The sequence below is a fragment of the Caldivirga sp. UBA161 genome, from assembly GCF_002506515.1.
GTDB lineage: Archaea > Thermoproteota > Thermoprotei > Thermoproteales > Thermocladiaceae > Caldivirga.
Map to the genome: position 1 here is coordinate 1 of NZ_DAXS01000071.1, position 764 is coordinate 764.

Annotated in this window: 1 pseudogene; it reads right to left on the reverse strand. The window is 38.6% G+C overall.

Annotation, left to right across the window (positions count from 1 at the left end):
* Positions 1 to 175: 175 nt before the first annotated feature.
* Positions 176 to 764 (reverse strand): annotated as a pseudogene (locus BP896_RS08265) (radical SAM protein); the annotation flags it as partial.

Here is a 764-nt window from a genome sequence, read left to right on the forward strand (position 1 = left end):
ATCAAACAACCAACCAACACAAGCCCATTGATTAAAATAAACACCAATGAGGGGGAATTCATTCCCATAAAACAACGCGAATAAATTACCATAAATGTGGGCTCTGGAATATTTATTTATGCTTATTTTAGTTATTAAAAATGCGGATAAAGAAATTACATACTTCAATGGAACTCTATTCGCTGGAATAAACTAAGTACTTGATACCATTAAACATAACTTCCTTCGTGAAATTTCTTACATAATCAAGAATAGCCATATCCAAGCCATTCCTCTTGATAACGTCCATTACTTGTTCAACGGTCATTGGCTGTATCCTAAGTATCCCCAGCAAACTATTTACTGGGTCGTTTTTATCTATATGAAACTCGCCTCTTTCAATATAGTCTATTATGAAGATTCTATCGCTATTCACGTACTTCGAGAGAGCCTTAGCGAGGGTTATTAGAGTCCCAGACGTTGGTGGCATAACCCATGGTTCAGCCGGCGGCCTTGTTGGCACCATCAGGTATACCCTGTCCGGCCTATACCTTACCAGTGCATTCCCTATATGCTCTGCAGAATCTTCATTATCATTTACCCCATGTACAAGCATTATCTCAGTCCATATCTGCCCGTTAAATATATCACGGAATTTCTCAATACCCTCTATGAACTTGTCAAAGGTTATTTCTCTATGTGGCCTATTAATGAGCCTAAATGTTCTTTCACTTCCGGCATCAGTGCTAACCTTAACCACGTCTAATTCACTTAACCAGGTTCTT